Origin of the sequence: Burkholderia sp. Bp8998 (assembly GCF_003854235.1) — a bacterium.
Classification (GTDB): domain Bacteria; phylum Pseudomonadota; class Gammaproteobacteria; order Burkholderiales; family Burkholderiaceae; genus Burkholderia.
The window spans coordinates 1-15024 of record NZ_QTQF01000024.1; the positions used below are offsets into that span (position 1 = coordinate 1).

A 15024-nucleotide genomic window follows, 5' to 3' on the forward strand; every position below is an offset into this window, starting at 1 on the left:
GCGAGCGCGGAACTCGACCGCGATCGGTGCCCTCTTCGGGGGAGGTTCTTCGATCGACTGCTTCATGAATTGACGGCAAATTGGGCAGTATTCGGCCACAAACTGCCGGTCACATTCGCCGCCGGCAGGCCGCTCAGGCGTCGGCTCTGCCTCGCAACCGGCCATCTGATTGTCACAAGGCGAGCGCTCGTTCATCGGCCAGAAGGGACATCAATCTGAGCGGCCAACGACGCCCAGCTCTACCGAGCGGGGGCGTCTCCCCTGTTAATCCTTGTCAGCGTGCCGGATTGCGTGCCATGACGATCCACGCCGCGCCGTCGATCATCACCGACCGCTCGCCGGGGAGGCCCGCGAAGGCGGCGCGAACCGCGGCCGACGCGCGGGCGCGGATGTCGTCGGGCTGATCAGCGAGCGCGCGCGATAGTGGGCCGACCTCGAGCGTCATCTTCACCGCGTCGTCGATCGCAGCGTCCCGCGTCCCGCCCTCGCCGAACGGGACGGAAGCATCGAAGGGCGCGATAGCGATGTCGGCGAAGCCGGCTGCCGTCAGGATGCGCGACACCCGCCCCCGGTCGCCGAACGAAAATGGGCCGGGCGCTTCGGGATCGGGCGGCGCGCTCGGCGCGAGGATGCCCTTGAGCGCGCCCATTGGCAGGCGCACCCAATCGTTCTCGGCCGCGCTGCGCCAGCAGACGAAAGCGACCCGTCCGCCCGGCCGCAGCGCGCGTCGCATATGGGCGAACGCCGCTGTCGGATCGTCGAAGAACATCACCCCGAAACGCGAGAACAGGATGTCGAACGCGCCCTCGGGCAGCTCTGCGCCGCTGGCGTCGGCCACCTGGAACAGGACCGGCGTATCCGGTGGCGCAAGCGCGCGCGCCCGGCTGATCAGCGGTTCGGATATGTCCACGCCGAGCACCTGGCCCCCCGCGCCGACGCAGGCGGCCAGAGCCAGACTCGACGCGCCTGCGCCGCAGCCGACGTCCAGCACGCGCTCGCCCGTCATGGGTGCGGTGGCTTCTATCGCGGCCTGGCCGAACACCGACACCATTGCGTCGAGCCGGGCCTGGTTGGCGACCCAGCGCTCTCCGCTTTGACCATTCCAGTCGGCCACCTGATAGGCATTTTGCTCTGTCATGTCATCTCCTTGCTCTGATTCGTTCTTAACCAGCTACCCCTTGTTCGAGGCAAGGGGGAGCCGAACCGACGCCAAGGTGCGTATCGTCTCGAACAAACCTGCCTCCACCTGCGATAAGGCGCAAGACCTGCGTGTGATCGTCTCAAGGGTCGAGACCGGTGCCGCCTGGCGCCGGACCTCGAAGGACAACCGCTCCTGCCATTCCGTCAAACTCGACGATCCGTCCTTCACCGCGCCGATCTACGCCGACCTTTTCGACAACGACGACGCAACGGGAGAAGGGAGTCCGTGCTCTCAAGCCAGCATCGACTGCTGGGCGAAGATACCCGCCATCGCGCCCTGCGATGATGCCTGGGTGACCGAGGGCAAGAAGGGCGTGGCGAGGTCGCCGGCGGCGTAGACGCCGGGCATGCTGGTTTGGCGGCGTTCGTCGACCTCGAGGACGACGCCGGTGGGCGTATCGACCGTGGCGAGGCCCAGCGATTCATGCAGGCTTGCGGACGGCCTGTTGCGCGGATGGGCGAACAGGATGTCGACCGCGACATTGCGGCCGGTATCGAGATTGACGGTGGCGATATGGCCGTTGTGATGGGCGATCTCGACGATCCGGCCATCGACGACAGGTAGGTTGCGGCGCGCCAGATCGGCCTGGATATCGGGCGCAATGTCATGACCATCGGCGAAGACAGTCAGCTTGTCCGTCCAGTCGCGGAACAGCCTGACAGACTGGTGCGACTGCGGGCCGGACCAGACGAGGCCCCAATGCTGGCCGGCGACTTCAAAGCCGTCGCAATAGGGGCAGGGCACGATGGACGTGCCCCAGCTTTCGGCAAAGCCAGGAATATCCGGCATCTGGTCGGCGACGCCATAGCTCAGGATCAGGCGGTGCGCCCTCAGGCTTTCGTTATCGTCAGTGACGACGCAGAAATCGCCGATGGCGCCAGACACGCTCTCGGCCCGGGCATTGACCAGCCTGATCGTTGGATAGCGCGTCAACTGCTGCCGCGCCTCGACCAGGATGTCCAGCGGCGGCTTATGATCGTGGCCGAGCAAGCCATGCGAGTGGCCCGCAAAGCGGTTGCGCGGCCGGCCGGTATCGAGAACCGTGACCTTGCGGCGGGCACGCCCGAGCTGCAGGGCGGCGGCGAGGCCGGCAAAGCTGCCGCCGATGATGATGACGTCATCCATGGTGATGGGCTCCGTGTTGTGATTGGGGGGCTGGGCGTGGTGTGCAATATCGGCCAGCGATACGCGCTTGATGCAGTCAACGGGCAGGACTTCGGCATTGGCGAGCAAGTCGCCCATCACTGCGTTGACGGCCGGACAATGCCGCATTCGATATCGCCGGGCGACCCGGGGAAACCTGATCTGGGCAACCGGTCGAAAGCTACCGTTGGCTTGCACATTTAAGATACCGCGTGGTATCGTAATGCGAGAATTTGAATACTGTCAAGTACTGGAATTGCCGTGACCGAAAACAGCCAGGGCCGGCGCGGTCGGCCCGCCAACGAGGCGCTTCGCCAAACGATTGTCGACGCCGCCTGCGAACTCTTTGTTGAATTGGGGTTTCAAGCGACGACCATGGACAAGGTCGCGCAGCGGGCGAAGATATCCAAGCTAAGCATCTATCGGCACTTCCAGAACAAGGAGGCGCTGTTCAGCGCGGCCATGGTGGCCCGCTGTGATGAGTTTGCACCGCAGGCCCTTTGTGAAGGCGTCGACGGTTCGGCCGAAGATCAGCTCATGGCGGTGGGATCATCCCTGCTTCGCACGCTGTTGAGCCCGGACGTCCGCAGTGTCGAAGCCATGGTTTTGGCCGACAAGACGAATCAAAAGGCGTTAAGCAAGCTCCATTACGAAGCCGGGCCCGCCCATGTCATCGCCCAGATCGAGGCCGTGTTGCGCCAGCTGCACGCGAAAGCAATTCTGAACATACCCGATGCTCCCCGGTCCGCCCGCTTGTTCGCCGCGCTTTTCAAAGGATCGGATCTCCTGCTTATCGCACGCTTCGATGAGGCGAGAGCAGAGGACGACAACGAAATCGAATCCTATTGCCGGTCGGCCGTCGCCATGTTCATCGCCGCGCACGGTGGCATCTAAAGGTGCGCTATCGCGGCTTGATGAGAGCCCGCAGAGTTGCACACGCTGTTCGCTCTGAGCAATCTGTGGATGACGCGCGAACGACTGATGCGCGAGGCCGCTGCATGAGCGCAAAAGCCGCCGGTGCGCGAAGGCGGAGTTCGGCCAACAGTCGCCCTTCGTGATCAATGGGGTTCGAATGTTCAGGCATCCGTTGCATCCTGGCTGCGGCCATTCAAGTCGCGAGTACAGCCTGAGCGCCACCTGGGGGATGGCTGGAAAGCAATGCAGCGCAGCGCTCCCGTAGAAAGGCATGCAACTCGTTGATCGTCGGCGTGAGTTGCGCGCGGTGCGCACAAATCAAGTGCAACGGTGCAGGCTCACAATATTCCGGCGGAAATAACTCCATCAGCCGCCCAGCCTTCAGATCATCGATGAGGTCCAGCCGCGACTTATAGATAAGACCTTCCCCGGCTATCGCCCAGCGACGAACCGCATCGGCATCGTCGCTGATGCGATTGCCCGTGACCGCCACGGTGCGGTCGCCGCCGGGCGGAGTAAAGCGCCAGCGCTCATGTATCTGCTCGCTCCAGACGTACCGAAGGCAGTTGTGCCGCCGCAGGTCGTCGACTTTGGCCGGCGCACCATGCCGTTCGAGGTACGACGGCGCGGCACACAATGCACGCCGGTTGTTGTCGACCAACTTCATGGCCAGAAGCGACGAATCCGGCAGCGCTCCGTAGCGCACGACTGCATCCAGCGGCTGGCGGATCAGGTCGGCCGCACGGTCGCTCATTTTCAGGTGCAGCGACAAGCCAGGGTGCCGGTGCTGAAAATCATCCAGCCAGGGCAACAGCAGGTTTCGACCGAAGTCAGACGGAGCGGACAGCCGCAGCGGGCCGGACAGCGCCCCCCGGCTGTTTGCCAGGGCCTGCTGGCCTTGCTCCAGCGCACCCATCATGACCCGCGCATGCGGCAGGTAACGCTCTCCCGCCTCCGACAATTGCATGCTTCGCGTCGACCGCGTGAACAGGCGCGTGTCCAGCGCCTTCTCGAGCCGCTGCACGGATGCACTCGCGTGTGCCGGCGCGATATTCAGCTGGCGCGCCGCCTCCGAGAAGCTGCCGTAATCCACCGTGTGCACAAAGATCTGGACGTCATCGAGTCGAATCATTTTCATTGAAATGACGAAAGTGTTTGGGCTCGGCGGGCATTTATCCGCATATCGACGAAAGATAACATGGCCTCAATCGCTGGTCGAGGCGGCAACATGACCGGCAAGGCCGTCGTCGCCAATTACCGAACCCTTCAGACAACGAGGATCAACATGACATCGCCCATCATCAACACGACCACGATCAGCCTGGAAGCCGCACAAGCACTGATCGCCGAAGCGCGCCACGCGTGCGCCGCGCGAGGATTCGCCGCGACCATCGCGATTACCGATGCAGGCGGTCACCTGCGCGCTTTCGAGCGCGCGGATGCCGCCCCGTTCCTGACGGTTGACGTCGCCATCGACAAGGCATGGACCGCCGCGTCGTTCGGCATGGCCACGCACCAATGGAATCAGTACATGGCCGAACCTGCCGTTGCCCCGCTGGCGCACCATCCGCGGCTGATGCCGGTCGGCGGTGGCGTACCGATCTTTCACGAAGGGCGTCTGGTCGGGGGCATCGGTGTTTCCGGCGGAACATCGGCTCAAGACCACGAGGCCGCCGAGGAAGCGCTGCGTAACGCAGGGTTCAACCAGTAAGCCTGGGCCGTCGAGCGATCGCCTTGTGGTCAATCGACAAACGTTCCACAAAGGCGAAACCGTTGCTCGTGAGGGGACCGGCCCGGACGGCCGGATCTCTCCGATAACTGCCGTTGCAGCGCTGGCGGCTCGAACGGCGGCTTCGGGTCGAGTTCGGGGACGCAGGGTCCGGCGGGAGGGCGGTGTCCATTCGATCCCGGTAGATGACGACCGATCCCCGAAAGCGCAAGCGTCGGCCCTGGCGTAGGTTCAAACGCAGTGCCTCGTCAGATAACGAGCAGGTACTGCTGCATCATTGGAGTGATGTTTGCAGGTATGTCGGCGGGGTAGAGGGCAGTACGACCGTCCGGCACTGATCGTTGTCATCGGTCGGACACAAAGTTGCTTTTTGCTGTTCGAGTTCTGGTCGGAATCGCACCGAGTTTTCAAATGCACCTGTCCGATTTAGTATGCGGAAAACACACACGGCCTTGGGCGCAGCTCATTATTCGGTGAGGAGACCATGAATCGTCGGACTGCGGCCCCCTTCGTCATCGTGGTGGTCGGCATTGTGATCGCCTGCGCATTGATGGGCCTGTGCATACTGCAGCTATTCCAGAGCCGCTACGACGCACTCGACCGCGCCAGCGAAACTTCGCGCAATCTCGGCCTGATAGCCGAGCGCGACATCGAACGGAACTTCGAGCTGTACGACCTATCGTTGCAAGCCGTGATCCACGGCCTTCAGCGCCCCGATGTAATGGCCGCTCAGCCAAGCTTGCGGCGCGCCGTGCTATTTGACCAAGCGATGACGGCGCAGTTTATCGGCTCGATGCTGGTGCTGGACGCGGACGGCAACATCATTCTGGATTCGGCCAACGACGTACCCCGCACGGGCAATTTCGCCGATCGCAAATACTTCACCGTGCATCGCGACAATCCCGATGTTGGACTCTATGTCAGCGATCCGTTCGCGTCGCGCTTGCGCAGCGGCACGCCGAGCATTGCGCTGTCGCGGCGCATTTCGAACCCGGACGGGTCGTTCGCCGGCATCGCACTGATCGGGCTCAACCTCGAGTACTTCCACCACCTGTTTGCGGGCCTGTCGCTGGGGCCGCACGGTTCGATGTCGCTGATCGGCAAGGATGGCATCATGGTGATGCGTCAACCTTACAACGTCAGCGTCATCGGTCGCGATATCAGTAAGGCTGCGACCTTTCGACGATTTCAGAGTGCGCCGGAGGGCGTATTCTCGGAAACGGCTTCAATCGACGGGGTACGTCGTCTCTACTATTTCAAGCACCTGCCGAAGCTGCCGCTGATTATCATGGTCGCAGAAGGCGAGCAGGACATTTATGCGGCGTGGCGGCACCGCGCCGTGACGATCGGCGCACTGGTGGCGACGTTCGGCGTCGCGTTCATCACGGTGTCCGTCATGCTCAGCGGGCAACTGCGCCGCCGGATGCGGGCCGAGTCCGAACTGGTACTGCTGGCACGCACCGACGGGCTCACTGGCCTGAACAATCGCCGCAGTTTTGGGGAGGTGCTGGATCGGGAGTGGCGTCGCGCCAGGCGGGCGCATTCCGTCTTCTCGCTGCTGTTCGTCGACGTCGACCGCTTCAAGGCTTACAACGATACTTACGGCCACCAGGCAGGGGATGACGCGCTGGCTGCGGTCGCCCGTTGCATCGGCGAGAACATCCGACGCCCGGTCGATACTGCGGCTCGCTACGGTGGGGAGGAGTTCGTCGTGCTGCTCCCGGACACGCCGCAAACCGGAGCCGCGCAGATTGCAGAACGGATTCGTGCGGCAATCGACGATCTGGCACTTGAGCACGCCGGCAGCGAATATGGGCGAGTCACAGCCAGTATTGGTCTGGCTACCTGGACGCCCGATCAAGACGGCGATCCCAGTGCGGTGATCAGGGAGGCCGACGAGGCGCTGTACTTTGCGAAGACAACCGGCAGGAACAAGGTCGCTGCTTCTCAGGTAGCAGCTTGACGGAGCGATCTGGCAGCGCCAGGAACGCCAAAGCCTGCTGCGAGCAGGCTGGCGGCGGCAGGTTATCGTCGGGGTCCTTTCATCCCTTCCGACTCCATGGCCGCATTCCATTCCTCATTGGCCTCGATGGGGTCCATCGCTTCGTCGATCGACGCGGTTGCACGCTCGGCGGCGGCTCTCGTTTCGTCTGGCGGGGAGGTGACGTCGTCACCGTCAGCATCACCATCACTCGGGGGATGCAGCATGTCGTTGAGCATCGCGCTCAACTCCGCCGTGTCCCATGGTAGCCCACGCCGAGTTCGGTCCTTGATGTAGTGCCTCACTTCCGCGTCCTGCTCCACGGTAAGCGGCAGCCCTCGGAAAGTGCTTTGGGGGCCAGGGTCAATCATCACATTCTCCTGCTTCTACCGAGTTTTCAGTGTACTCGCCATTGCGAACACGAGAACCGTGATCGGTGCACTTTATGCGTCGGATCAAACGTCGGGTCCCGACAGGCGACGGGCCGCATTGTGCGACTGCCGCGCCACGGGTTGACGGCCGTGCGATGCCGATCGGCGATGCGTGATGATTCAGCCGCCAACGCAGATTCAATCGATTCCCGACGCCTTTTCGTGGTCCGGCGTCTGCGCTTCAAACAATGTGCGCGCGAGTGCCCGAGCGGCGTGACGCGCCTCGATGTCCGTTGCGAAATCCCTTTCCGTATTGTGTTTCTCGTAGGTGCCTGGCTCGTCCCCGATGCGGTGCAGGTGAACGATTCCGCGATAGCGCCCGGACATCGTCTTCATCACTCGAAGGCGTGCCACATGCGTGAGCGTCGTGCACACTTCGTCATCCACAATGCTTCCCTCGCACAGACCCGGGGTGAGACTTGCCGCAGTCGACCGCGCAAGCCCGCCCGTCCCTGCGAGATTCGCCTGCGGCAAATTTTGGCAAGGCGCTGCTGTTTCCGACCATGCGCAGATCTCAATGCTTGCGATGCATCCACCCCATGTGATGGGAATCCAGCCACTGAATCATCCCGACGCCCGGATGTTCGCTCCGGTAACGGCGCGCCAGCGAGATCGCGACTACTGCAACCGCAATAAAACCCACTATCCAACCAATCATTGACTGAGTCATGGCAGCCTCCTCGAGGAACGCAACCATGACTGCATTTTAGTCGCCTTGGGTCAGGGGTTCGCTATTCCTGCGTACATATGTCAAGCATGCCGCCCCGGCATGCACCGGGTCTGGGGGACGGAGCGATATAGGGTGCGGTCGAAGACTGCTTTCGAGCATCTCCAGGCGAACTTCGATTCGCGCCGGATCGTACGTCATGCGAAGCGCCAATCGCCTGAAGAACGAACAGGCAAACAGATCAGTGAAAGAAGAGTTCCCGCATCCCGAACGTATGATGCGCTTCGGCCGCCATCAGCACCATGAGCACCAGCAGGCACAGCGGCGGTATCAGGATCGCGTACACCAGTGCCAGCCGCTCCCACATCATGTGCATGAAGATCGACACGATCAGCCCGGCCTTGGCGATCATGAGCACGACGATCAGCACCCAGCGCAACAGCCCCTGCACGTTGAAATAGTCCACCAGGTACGACAGCGTGCTCAGGACGAACAGCAGGCCCCAGATTTTCAGGTAGATGCCGATGGGATGCTGCTGGCCGTGCGCGGCGTCGGGTCGATCGGCGGGATCGGTATGGTCCATGGCCTGCCTCACCACAAATAGAACAGCGCGAAGATGAACACCCACACCAGATCGACGAAGTGCCAGTACAGGCCGGCGATCTCGACGATCTGGAAGTTGCCGTGCTCGGCGAACCCCGGCTGCAGGATCTTGCGTGCGACCAGCAGCAGGTAGATCACGCCGCAGGTCACGTGAAAGCCGTGGAATCCGGTGATCAGGAAGAAGCATGCGCCGAACTGGGCCGCACCGATCGGGTTGCCCCATGGGCGTATGCCTTCACGGAAGATCAGGTTGCTCCATTCGAAGGCCTGCAGCGACACGAAGGTCGCGCCCAGCAGCGCGGTCGCCAGCAACAGCGCGGCGGCGGGCTTGGTGTTGCGCCGGTAGCCGAAGTTGACGGCCATCGCCATGGTGCCACTGCTGCTGATCAGGGTGAACGTCATGATGGCGATCAGCAGCAACGGCACCTCCACGCCGCCCACGGTGAGCCCGAACACCTTGGCGGTGTCGGGCCACGGCGCCGTGGTCGACATGCGCACCGTCATGTAGCCGATCAGGAAGCTGCTGAACACGAAGGTGTCCGACAGCAGGAAGATCCACATCATCGCCTTGCCCCACGGCACCTTGAAGGCTTCGCGGTCGGCGGACCAGTCCGTGACGATGCCGCGCCAGCCGTCAGGCCCGGCGTCGGCGGACGGGGGGGCAGCGGATTCGGGCGGGAGCGTGGGCGAGGTCATGGCGTGGCTCCATACAGCGGCCCGCAGATGGCGGCGACGATCCCGGGGGTGAGCCACCACATCGCCGCGAGCAGCACGAGCCAGACCGCCAGCAGGAAATGCCAGTAGAGGGCGCAGAGCGCGATCGCACGCTGGGCCCGGAACGGATCCACACGCCGGCGCTGCGCGATCGTCACGGCCCAGGCCGCCAGCCCGCCCAGCACGTGCAATCCGTGCAGGCCGGTGAGCAGGTAGAGGAAGCTGTTGGAAGGGTTGACGGTGACGGTCTGCCCGTCCGCCGACAGCATGCGCCAGGCGATCAGTTGCCCGATCACGAACACGGCGGCCAGCACACCGCCGGACACCAGCCACGCCAAGCGGCGCGCGCTCAGTTGCCGGGCACGCTGCATGGCCAGGCTTGCCAGCGCCAGTGCGCCCGTGTTCCACCACAGCAGCGCCGGATGCGGAATCGGCTGCCAGTCGGCCTCGCGCATGCGCATGCCGTAAGCGAGCAGCAGCAATGAAAACAATGCCGTTGCCACGGCCATGAAGACGATCAGGCCGACGCGGCTCGCATTCGGCAAGACAGGCGGCGTGTCCGGAACGAACGGGCGCGGCAGGGTGGTCATTTGCGTACCTCGCCGGGTTGAAGCGTCGGGTGGGCCGGTTCAGGGGTAGTCTCCGTGGCGGGCGGCTGATTCTGCGGGACGAAGTCTTCCACCTGTCCCGGCGGGCTGTATTCGTACGCCCAACGGTAGACGACGGGCTGCGTGGCCCCCCAGTTGCCGTGCACCGGCGGCGTTTGCGGCGTCTGCCATTCCAGCGTGGTGGCTCGCCACGGGTTGCCGTCGGCACGTTTGCCGCGCACGAGGCTCCACGCCAGGTTGTAGAGGAACAGCAACTGCGCGACCGCCACGATCAGCGCGACGACGGTGATGAACGTGTTGAGCGTCTGCGCCGAGTGCGGAATGAAGCTGTAGCCCTCATACGCGTAATACCGCCGCGGCATGCCGAGGATGCCGAGATAGTGCATCGGGAAGTAGATCGCATACGTGCCGAGGAAGGTGGCCCAGAAGTGCGCGCGCCCGAGCCGGTCGTCGAGCATGCGGCCCGTCACCTTCGGATACCAGTGGTAGAGGCCGCCGAACACCACGAGGATCGGCGACACGGCCATCACCATATGGAAGTGCGCCACCACGAAGTACGTGTTCGACAGCGGAATGTCCACGCTCACGTTGCCGAGATAGAGCCCGGTCAGTCCGCCCAGGACGAAGGTGCTGATGAAGCCGATGGCGAACAGCATCGGCACGGTGAGGTGGATATCGCCGCGCCACAGCGTCAGCACCCAGTTGTAGACCTTGAGGGCGGTCGGGATGGCGATGATGAGCGTGGTGGTGGCGAAGAAGAAGCCGAAGTACGGATCCATGCCGGCGATGAACATGTGGTGCGCCCAGACCACGAAGCTCAGGGCGCCGATGATGACGATGGCCCACACCATCATCCGGTAGCCGAAGATGCTCTTGCGCGCATGGGTGCTGATGAGGTCCGACGCGATGCCGAAGGCCGGCAGCGCGACGATGTAGACCTCCGGATGCCCGAAGAACCAGAACAGGTGCTGGAACAGCAGCGGGCTGCCGCCGACATGCTTGAGCGGCTGCCCCATCGACACCACGGCGGGGATGAAGAAACTGGTGCCGAGTGTCCGGTCGAGCAGCATCATCACCGCCGACACGAACAGCGCCGGAAACGCCAGCAGCGCCATGATGGTCGCGATGAAGATGCCCCACACCGTGAGCGGCATGCGCATGAGCGTCATGCCGCGCGTGCGCGCCTGCAGCGTGGTGGTGACGTAGTTCAGCCCGCCCATGGTTGCCGCGACGATGAAGATCGCCAGCGACACGAGCATCAGCACGATGCCCCATTCCACGCCCGGCGTGCCTGGCAGGATGGCCTGGGGCGGATACAGCGTCCAGCCCGCGCCGGTCGGTCCGCCCGGCACGAAGAAACTCGCCACCAGCACCAGCACGGCCAGCAGGTAGACCCAGTAGCTCAGCATGTTGAGAAACGGGAACACCATGTCGCGCGCGCCCAGCATCAGCGGGATCAGGTAGTTGCCGAAGCCGCCCAGGAACAGCGCGGTCAGCAGGTAGATCACCATGATCATCCCGTGCATGGTGACGAACTGGTAGTAGTGGTTGGCGTCGATGAAGCTGAACTTGCCGGGAAAGCCGAGCTGCAACCGCATCAGGTCCGACAGGACGAGGCCGACCAGGCCGATGGCGATGGCCGTCAGCGAATACTGCACGGCGATGACCTTGTGGTCCTGGCTCCAGACATAGCGGGTCCAGAAGCTTTTCGGGGCGTGGTCGAGGTGCGCGTAGGGCATTGCGTCTGCTCCGCTAGGGCTGGCGGTTGGCCGCGCTGCTGGTGGCCGGTCCGCCTTGCGATTCGATGTAGGTCACCAGCGCGGTCAGCTCCTGCTCGCTCAGGTCGAAATGCGGCATGATGGGTGAATAGCCCTTCACGACGCGGGCCGTCGGATTGCGGATGAAGGCGCGCAGATAGGCTTCGTCCACCTTCGCGGTGCTGCCGTCGGCCATCGTTTCGGTCTTGCCGTACAGGCCCTTCCAGGTGGGGCCCACGCGCGGGCTGCCGTCCACGGTATGGCATGCGAAGCAGCCCTTGGCCGCCGCGAGCGCCTTGCCCTGGTCGGCAAGCGCCTGGGCGCTGCCGCCCGGCGCGGCCGCCGCGGCCTGCACGCTGGCCTGCTGCCGCTGCGCGAAGGTGGGCTGCTGCGCCAGCCAGCGCGAGAACGATGCCTCGTCTTCCACCACCACCACGCCGCGCATGCCGGCATGCCCGATTCCGCAAAGCTGCGCGCACAGGATGTCGTAACGCCCCGCCTTGGTCGGCGTGAACCAGAAGCTCGTCACCATGCCGGGCACCATGTTCATGCGTGCACGGAACGGCGGGACATAGAAGTCGTGCAGCACGTCGAGCGACCGTGTCAGGACCTGGACCGGCTGGTTCAGCGGCAGGTGCACCTCGGGCGTCTCGATCAGGTAGTTGTCGCGGCCGTTGGGGTCCGCGGGGTTCAGGCCGAAGGGGTTGTCGTTGCTGATGTAGCGCACGTCCGTCGTGCCCAGCTTGCCGCCGGGGCCGGCGAAGCGGAAGCGCCATTGCCATTGCCGGCCGAGCACCTCCATCCGCAGCACGTTGTGCGGCGGCCGGATGTAGTCCGCGTAGACGAAGAGACCGGGTGCCAGCAACGCCGCCACGCCGACGGCGGTCAGGCCGATCAGCCACCATTCCAGCCGCCTGTTGTGCGGCTCGTAGGCCGCGCGATGGCCGCCGCGGTGGCGGTAGCGCATCAGCGCGATCGCGATGAACAGGTTGATTGCGATGAAGAACGCGCCGGTGATGACGAGCGTGATCGTCAGCATGTCGTCCATGCGCACCCAGTTCGACGCGATCGGCGTGATCCACCAGGGACTGGCAAAGTGAAACCCCACCGCCAACACGATGATCAGGATCAGGGCAATCGCAAGCACCATGGGCCGCCTCGCCGCGCGTCACTCGCCGGGGCCGCCAACCGGCGCTCCGGGCATCGTCGTGCCGCCATGCCGCATTTCGTATCACTTTTTATCGGCAGTCTGCCAAGACCGATTCACCAAGTGTCGTCGGCGGCTTCAAAAGAAAAGGTAGTTCGCTCCTCTGCATCGTGCAAGGCAGCGCAAGGAGGAAGCACGCCCCCCTGCACGCATCGCACGCATGTCGGCACCCCCTGCCGCGATGACAAGCAAAACGGTCGCCTCCGGCATGGGGTGTCGGGGCGGTCGTTTCGCGCGGCGGGAAGCAACCGCATGTCACTGCATCGCTTTCTGCTTGCGCCGTTCGAGCATGCCGTAGACGACGGCGGTGACCACGCCGAACAGCAGGTTGGCCAACAAGGGTCCGGAACCCCGCTCCGAGATGAACCATGGGAACACGGCGGTCATCACGTAGAAGTTCCACACGTACGCGACGATCCCGAAAGCCAGCCCGACGACAGCCTCCATGCCGACGCTGGAATCGAAGCGGAACGGGGCCATGATCGCGGCGAGCATCATCCCCATGATCGCGCCGAGCACGTAGTGCAACAGCAGCGCCGTTCCCACGATGCCGAAGCTGAAGACCGACATCTGTTCGAGCGCACCGTGGCCCATCACCATCGCCGCGATCTTGTGGGTCGGCTGCCACGGGCTTTCATCGAGCACCATGGTCGACCAGAAGAATTCGAGCACGATCACCAGCGCGCCACCCGCAAGGCCGGCGACGGCTGCGGCGAGCCAGTCCGGTGTGCGCCGCACCCAATGGTGTGATTGAATGTGCAGTTCCATACGACCTCCTTGCTGACGGTTCAGCTCCGGCACTGGGGTTCAGCACGCGTCACGCGCGTCGAAAATACGTCCCTTGTTCGATTCAGAATGGCAGATATGAGTGCCAACGCAAGGTGCAAAAACCCTGCGCCTTGCATGGCAACACGACGTTCTGCTCGACGTTCAGGATCGGCGTGCCGGCGGGAGCCGGCGCGACATGGAACGCGGATTGTGATGACGCGCGATCGTGGGCGTCTGATTGGGTGCAACGCCAAACGGGTTGGGGCTGTCACGGAACAGCCCTCGTGCCGGGTTACCGTAAGTACCCCGACAATTCTTCAGCGTGGACGATTGCCGATTTCACACTGGCCTGAGGCCGCACATTCGACGCGGGGACGGCCTCGGGTGCCGTGCATGCCTGTTTTCGTTTGTCAGGGGAAAACCGGTGTCGTAGGCTCGCCGCCTTCCAGATCCGCCTTCGGAAAATGCTGGGCGACCATCTGCTCGATTTCCTGCTCTCGCAATGCCGGCACGTCGGCCATGATCAGAATCTGGCCTTCCTTGATCGCTTCCCGAAATCGCTCGAGTCGCGCGTTGGGCTCGGCGATGCCGATCATCCCGGCCGTCCACGCGCCGAAGCCCGCTCCCGCCAACGTCAGGGCGACGACGGCGCCGCCCGCGATCACGAGCTCGGCAGGAGGGAAGACCAGCGCGACGAGGCCGATGAGCGCGCCCGTCGCACCGCCGAGTGCGACGCCGCGCTCGAGCGCGTGCACGACATCGCTGCTTTGCAGTAGAGACGCTTCGGGTAACTCATCGAGCGTGACACTGTGATCGGCGAGGACGTGGATGTGGCGCCAGATGATGCGCGCGCGCAGCAAGTCATCGACGATCGCCTTCGCCATCTGCGTATCGGGTACGAGGAAATAAAGGCGTCTCATGTTGGCACCCCTTTTTGCCATCAGCGCTCTTTTCATTCTATGTCAGCGTCGGCAGGTTTGACGGCAACTTGATTCGCCCGCCGGGTTCGCATACGTGGATCATTCCGTCTGAAAATTCGATGCTGGATGCCAATTTGATCAGGTGAAAATGACCTATTCCACATATGAAAATTTCGCAACGTGCATTGTTGCCTGCGACCCCTTCAGCATTTTTCGTGGAAATGTAAAAGGAAGTAGGGCGTCGGGCGATGCCAGATCTAAATGGCGACATTACGCCGCACTCCTGATCATGGGAATGACGTCCGGGTCCGACCCTGCGCCGATCCGATTTATCACCCGTAACCGTCTTTGCATTTCGTAACAAGTCGGGTTGATTCGTC

The 15024-nt window shown here is 63.4% G+C and carries 18 protein-coding genes and 1 pseudogene; 5 read left to right on the forward strand and 14 right to left on the reverse strand.

Annotated elements, in window-relative coordinates; genetic code table 11:
* Positions 1-195 (reverse strand): hypothetical protein (locus DIE06_RS38700; protein WP_221624063.1); only part of this gene is annotated, 195 nt, incomplete at its 3' end.
* Positions 196-274: 79 nt separating this feature from the next.
* Positions 275-1138: a class I SAM-dependent methyltransferase gene (locus DIE06_RS22790; protein ID WP_124663282.1), complete on the reverse strand. Its 864-nt coding sequence runs from the start codon at positions 1136-1138 to the stop codon at positions 275-277.
* Here DIE06_RS22790 and DIE06_RS39580 point away from each other — a divergent pair.
* Positions 1137-1538, forward strand: coding sequence for a DUF736 domain-containing protein (locus tag DIE06_RS39580; RefSeq protein ID WP_124663283.1), 402 nt, complete (start codon positions 1137-1139; stop codon positions 1536-1538). The genes DIE06_RS22790 and DIE06_RS39580 overlap by 2 nt on opposite strands.
* On the opposite strand, the gene DIE06_RS22800 is transcribed toward DIE06_RS39580, so the two are convergent.
* Positions 1433-2326: an NAD(P)/FAD-dependent oxidoreductase gene (locus DIE06_RS22800; RefSeq protein ID WP_124663284.1), complete on the reverse strand. Its 894-nt coding sequence runs from the start codon at positions 2324-2326 to the stop codon at positions 1433-1435. The genes DIE06_RS39580 and DIE06_RS22800 overlap by 106 nt on opposite strands.
* Before the next feature lie 279 nt (positions 2327-2605).
* On the opposite strand from DIE06_RS22800, the gene DIE06_RS22805 reads away from it, so the two are divergent.
* Both DIE06_RS22805 and DIE06_RS22810 read left to right on the forward strand, forming a co-directional pair.
* Positions 2606-3238 (forward strand): TetR/AcrR family transcriptional regulator, encoded by a 633-nt coding sequence (locus DIE06_RS22805; RefSeq protein WP_124663285.1) that lies wholly within the window; start codon positions 2606-2608, stop codon positions 3236-3238.
* A pseudogene (locus DIE06_RS22810) lies at positions 3226-3346 on the forward strand (IS5/IS1182 family transposase); the annotation flags it as partial. The gene DIE06_RS22805 and the pseudogene DIE06_RS22810, both read left to right, overlap by 13 nt.
* Positions 3347-3452: 106 nt before the next feature.
* Here DIE06_RS22810 and DIE06_RS22815 read toward each other — a convergent pair.
* Positions 3453-4391 (reverse strand): LysR family transcriptional regulator, encoded by a 939-nt coding sequence (locus DIE06_RS22815; RefSeq protein ID WP_124663377.1) that lies wholly within the window; start codon positions 4389-4391, stop codon positions 3453-3455.
* Positions 4392-4487: 96 nt separating this feature from the next.
* On the opposite strand from DIE06_RS22815, the gene DIE06_RS22820 reads away from it, so the two are divergent.
* Positions 4488-4970 carry a heme-binding protein gene (locus DIE06_RS22820; protein ID WP_260433741.1) on the forward strand — a complete coding sequence of 161 codons (483 nt, stop codon included), beginning with the start codon at positions 4488-4490 and terminating at the stop codon, positions 4968-4970.
* Between the two features lie 502 nt (positions 4971-5472).
* On the forward strand, positions 5473-6951 hold the full coding sequence (locus DIE06_RS22825) for a sensor domain-containing diguanylate cyclase (protein WP_124663286.1): 1479 nt from the start codon (positions 5473-5475) through the stop codon (positions 6949-6951).
* A gap of 62 nt (positions 6952-7013) precedes the next feature.
* Here DIE06_RS22825 and DIE06_RS22830 read toward each other — a convergent pair whose 3' ends face one another.
* The 10 genes from DIE06_RS22830 to DIE06_RS22870 form a co-directional block, all read right to left on the reverse strand.
* Positions 7014-7340: a hypothetical protein gene (locus tag DIE06_RS22830; protein WP_124663287.1), complete on the reverse strand. Its 327-nt coding sequence runs from the start codon at positions 7338-7340 to the stop codon at positions 7014-7016.
* Between the two features lie 198 nt (positions 7341-7538).
* Complete coding sequence (locus tag DIE06_RS22835; protein ID WP_124663288.1) at positions 7539-7736, reverse strand: hypothetical protein; 198 nt, start codon at positions 7734-7736, stop codon at positions 7539-7541.
* Between the two features lie 178 nt (positions 7737-7914).
* On the reverse strand, positions 7915-8070 hold the full coding sequence (locus DIE06_RS38390; protein ID WP_185733450.1) for a hypothetical protein: 156 nt from the start codon (positions 8068-8070) through the stop codon (positions 7915-7917).
* Positions 8071-8308: 238 nt separating this feature from the next.
* The gene (locus DIE06_RS22840; RefSeq protein ID WP_124612800.1) at positions 8309-8650 is read right to left on the reverse strand and encodes a cytochrome C oxidase subunit IV family protein; all 342 of its coding nucleotides are present in this window, start codon (positions 8648-8650) and stop codon (positions 8309-8311) included.
* A gap of 8 nt (positions 8651-8658) precedes the next feature.
* The gene (locus DIE06_RS22845) at positions 8659-9366 is read right to left on the reverse strand and encodes a heme-copper oxidase subunit III family protein (protein WP_124612799.1); all 708 of its coding nucleotides are present in this window, start codon (positions 9364-9366) and stop codon (positions 8659-8661) included.
* Positions 9363-9974, reverse strand: coding sequence for a cytochrome c oxidase subunit 3 (locus DIE06_RS22850; RefSeq protein WP_124663289.1), 612 nt, complete (start codon positions 9972-9974; stop codon positions 9363-9365). The genes DIE06_RS22845 and DIE06_RS22850 overlap by 4 nt, the downstream gene beginning before the upstream one ends.
* Positions 9971-11731, reverse strand: a complete 1761-nt coding sequence (gene ctaD / locus DIE06_RS22855) for a cytochrome c oxidase subunit I (RefSeq protein ID WP_124663290.1) — start codon at positions 11729-11731, stop codon at positions 9971-9973. Before ctaD ends, DIE06_RS22850 begins: the two co-directional genes overlap by 4 nt.
* Before the next feature lie 13 nt (positions 11732-11744).
* On the reverse strand, positions 11745-12899 hold the full coding sequence (locus DIE06_RS22860) for a c-type cytochrome (protein WP_124663291.1): 1155 nt from the start codon (positions 12897-12899) through the stop codon (positions 11745-11747).
* Positions 12900-13211: 312 nt separating this feature from the next.
* Complete coding sequence (locus DIE06_RS22865; protein WP_124663379.1) at positions 13212-13724, reverse strand: hypothetical protein; 513 nt, start codon at positions 13722-13724, stop codon at positions 13212-13214.
* Positions 13725-14134: 410 nt separating this feature from the next.
* The gene (locus tag DIE06_RS22870; RefSeq protein WP_124663380.1) at positions 14135-14644 is read right to left on the reverse strand and encodes a DUF1269 domain-containing protein; all 510 of its coding nucleotides are present in this window, start codon (positions 14642-14644) and stop codon (positions 14135-14137) included.
* Between the last annotated feature and the right edge of the window lie 380 nt (positions 14645-15024).

Bases quoted from the DNA above. Each gene is read 5' to 3' on its own strand.
- DIE06_RS39580 (WP_124663283.1), top strand. From the start codon at position 1,137: ATGTCATCTCCTTGCTCTGATTCGTTCTTAACCAGCTACCCCTTGTTC.
- DIE06_RS22790 (WP_124663282.1), bottom strand. From the start codon at position 1,138: ATGACAGAGCAAAATGCCTATCAGGTGGCCGACTGGAATGGTCAAAGC.
- DIE06_RS22800 (WP_124663284.1), bottom strand. From the start codon at position 2,326: ATGGATGACGTCATCATCATCGGCGGCAGCTTTGCCGGCCTCGCCGCC.
- DIE06_RS22815 (WP_124663377.1), bottom strand. From the start codon at position 4,391: ATGATTCGACTCGATGACGTCCAGATCTTTGTGCACACGGTGGATTAC.
- DIE06_RS22820 (WP_260433741.1), top strand. From the start codon at position 4,488: ATGACCGGCAAGGCCGTCGTCGCCAATTACCGAACCCTTCAGACAACG.
- DIE06_RS22825 (WP_124663286.1), top strand. From the start codon at position 5,473: ATGAATCGTCGGACTGCGGCCCCCTTCGTCATCGTGGTGGTCGGCATT.
- DIE06_RS22830 (WP_124663287.1), bottom strand. From the start codon at position 7,340: ATGATTGACCCTGGCCCCCAAAGCACTTTCCGAGGGCTGCCGCTTACC.
- DIE06_RS22835 (WP_124663288.1), bottom strand. From the start codon at position 7,736: ATGAAGACGATGTCCGGGCGCTATCGCGGAATCGTTCACCTGCACCGC.
- DIE06_RS38390 (WP_185733450.1), bottom strand. From the start codon at position 8,070: ATGACTCAGTCAATGATTGGTTGGATAGTGGGTTTTATTGCGGTTGCA.
- DIE06_RS22840 (WP_124612800.1), bottom strand. From the start codon at position 8,650: ATGGACCATACCGATCCCGCCGATCGACCCGACGCCGCGCACGGCCAG.
- DIE06_RS22845 (WP_124612799.1), bottom strand. From the start codon at position 9,366: ATGACCTCGCCCACGCTCCCGCCCGAATCCGCTGCCCCCCCGTCCGCC.
- DIE06_RS22850 (WP_124663289.1), bottom strand. From the start codon at position 9,974: ATGACCACCCTGCCGCGCCCGTTCGTTCCGGACACGCCGCCTGTCTTG.
- ctaD (WP_124663290.1), bottom strand. From the start codon at position 11,731: ATGCCCTACGCGCACCTCGACCACGCCCCGAAAAGCTTCTGGACCCGC.
- DIE06_RS22860 (WP_124663291.1), bottom strand. From the start codon at position 12,899: ATGGTGCTTGCGATTGCCCTGATCCTGATCATCGTGTTGGCGGTGGGG.
- DIE06_RS22865 (WP_124663379.1), bottom strand. From the start codon at position 13,724: ATGGAACTGCACATTCAATCACACCATTGGGTGCGGCGCACACCGGAC.
- DIE06_RS22870 (WP_124663380.1), bottom strand. From the start codon at position 14,644: ATGAGACGCCTTTATTTCCTCGTACCCGATACGCAGATGGCGAAGGCG.